Origin of the sequence: Bradyrhizobium sp. SHOUNA76, from assembly GCF_023006445.1 — a bacterium.
Lineage (GTDB): Bacteria > Pseudomonadota > Alphaproteobacteria > Rhizobiales > Xanthobacteraceae > Bradyrhizobium.
On sequence record NZ_JALBHA010000732.1, the window covers coordinates 1 to 2,307 of the forward strand.

Here is a 2,307-nt window from a genome sequence, read left to right on the forward strand (position 1 = left end):
GAGGTCGGCGGCTTGCGGGCGGTGCTGTCCGCCCAGGCCGACCTTGACGTCGTGCCCAAGAGCGGCGGCCGGGTCCAGGTGACCGGCACCGTCCGGGCCCGGATCGGCCAGACCTGCGTGGTCACGCTCGATCCCATCGAGAGCGAGATTGAGGAGGAGGTGGACCTGGTGTTCGCTCCCGAGGCCGAGGTTCGGAAGATGGCCGACCTGATCGAGGAGGGGCAGGACGATGAGGAGCCGCCGGAGGTGATCGATCCGCCGGAGCCGATCACCAATGGCATCATCGACCTCGGCCGGATCGCCACCGATGCCCTGTTCCTGGCGGTTGACCCCTATCCGCGCAAGGAGGGGGCCGTGTTCGAGGCCGAGATCACGGCGCCTGATCCGGAAGACCATCCCTTCGCGGCGCTCAAGGCGCTCCAGGACAACACCAAGAAGGGCAGGAAGAAAGGCAAATAGCTGGGCATTCCCCGTAAAGGCCACTTGCCAGAGGGCTTGAGGAAATTGCGGGAATGGTTTGGGAGGCTGATTTATCCCTTTGATCTTTTTATGTATTTCCTGAGCATTCCTTTGTTCGCCCCCGGATCGACCCGGATGCAAAAGGCTGGGGGCAAGAGGTTGTTTCGGGATAACAAAACGCTATTGTCGCGCCCCGGTCCGGGCGCGGCGTGGCGCCTGACCGGTCGCCATGTCATGGCGAACCCATTCTGCGGCCCCGCTCGGTTCAAGACCGCACCAGACCAGGTTTTCCAGGACTTTTATGCCAAGCAAGGTTCGCATTGCGCTTGACGCCATGGGGGGCGACGCCGGCGCCGCCGTGGTCATTCCGGGCGCGGCCATCTCGCTTGGCAGGCATCGCGAAACCGAGTTCCTGCTGGTCGGGGACCGCGCCAAGATCGAGCCTGAGCTCGACCGGCACCCCCAGCTCAAGGCCGCCTCGAAGATCATCCATACCGACGTTGCAGTCAGTGGTTCGGACAAGCCGAGCCAGGCGCTGCGGCGCGGCCGCAGGACGTCCTCGATGTGGCTTGCCATCGACGCGGTGAAGAAGGGGGAGGCGGATGTCGCTGTCTCCGCCGGCAACACAGGCGCGCTGATGGCGATGTCGCGTTTCCACCTGCGCACGCTGAAGGGGATCGATCGCCCGGCGATTACGGGCATATGGCCGACCAGGCGCGGCGAGTCCGTGGTGCTCGACCTCGGCGCCAGCATCGGCGGCGACGCGCACCATCTGGTGTCACTCGCCGTTATGGGCGCCGCGATGGCGAGTGTGCTGTTCAACAAGCCGCGCCCCACGCTCGGCCTGCTCAACATCGGGACCGAGGAAATCAAGGGGCACGAGGAGATTCGCGAGGCCGGCGAAATCCTGCGCATCAGGAACCTGCCGGAGCTCGACTACGTCGGCTTCGTCGAGGGTGACGGCATCGGCAAGGGGGTGGCGGACGTCATCGTCACCGAAGGTTTCAGCGGCAACATCGCGCTCAAGGCCGCCGAGGGAACCGCACGGCAGATGGCCGAATTACTCCGCAATGAGATGAAACGGAGCTGGCTGTCCAAGCTTGGCTATCTCTTTGCGCGCGGCGCCTTCCAGGCCCTGCGCGACAAGATGGACCCGAACAAGTCCAATGGCGGCGTTTTCCTGGGATTGAACGGGATTGTGGTCAAGAGCCATGGCGGAACCGGCGCCGAAGGCTTTGCCTCTGCGATCGATGTTGGCTATGAGATGGCTCACTACGATCTCCTGAATAAGATCAATCAGATGCTCAACCGCGAGGGTGGTGCACTCAATTCCGTGCAGGCCGCGCAGGAGGCTGTTTCGTGACTCAAATTCGTTCGGTCGTGCTGGGCTGCGGCTCCTATCTGCCGGAGCAGGTGGTGACCAACGCCCAATTGGCGGCGCGTATCGACACCTCCGACGAGTGGATCGTGCAGCGCACCGGGATTCGCGAGCGGCACATCGCGGCCGAAGGCGAGTTCACCTCGCACCTGGCGATCAGGGCGGCGCAGGCCGCGCTCAGCGATGCCGGCCTCGACGCGCAGTCGATCGACCTCATCGTGCTGGCGACCTCGACGCCGGACAACACCTTCCCCGCGACCGCCGTCGCCGTGCAGAACGCGCTCGGCATCAACCACGGCGCGGCCTTCGACCTCCAGGCGGTGTGCTCGGGCTTCGTGTTCGCGCTCGCCACCGCCGACAATTTCCTGCGCACCGGCGCCTTCAAGCGCGCGCTGGTGATCGGCGCCGAGACTTTCTCGCGCATCCTCGACTGGAACGACCGCGGCACCTGCGTGCTGTTCGGCGACGGC

At 64.8% G+C, this 2,307-nt stretch carries 3 protein-coding genes; all 3 read left to right on the forward strand.

Going from position 1 to position 2,307, the window contains the following annotated elements; translation table 11 throughout:
* The coding region (locus MOV74_RS36290; RefSeq protein WP_246932099.1) for a DUF177 domain-containing protein at positions 1-459 on the forward strand (459 nt) is incomplete at its 5' end.
* A gap of 301 nt (positions 460-760) precedes the next feature.
* Entirely contained in the window at positions 761-1,822 is a 1,062-nt protein-coding gene (gene plsX / locus MOV74_RS36295; RefSeq protein ID WP_246932101.1) for a phosphate acyltransferase PlsX, read from the forward strand.
* Positions 1,819-2,307: beta-ketoacyl-ACP synthase 3 (locus tag MOV74_RS36300; protein WP_246932103.1), on the forward strand; the 489-nt coding region annotated here is incomplete at its 3' end. The genes plsX and MOV74_RS36300, both read left to right, overlap by 4 nt.

Coding starts and splice junctions, on each gene's coding strand:
- plsX (WP_246932101.1), top strand. CDS start 761: ATGCCAAGCAAGGTTCGCATTGCGCTTGACGCCATGGGGGGCGACGCC.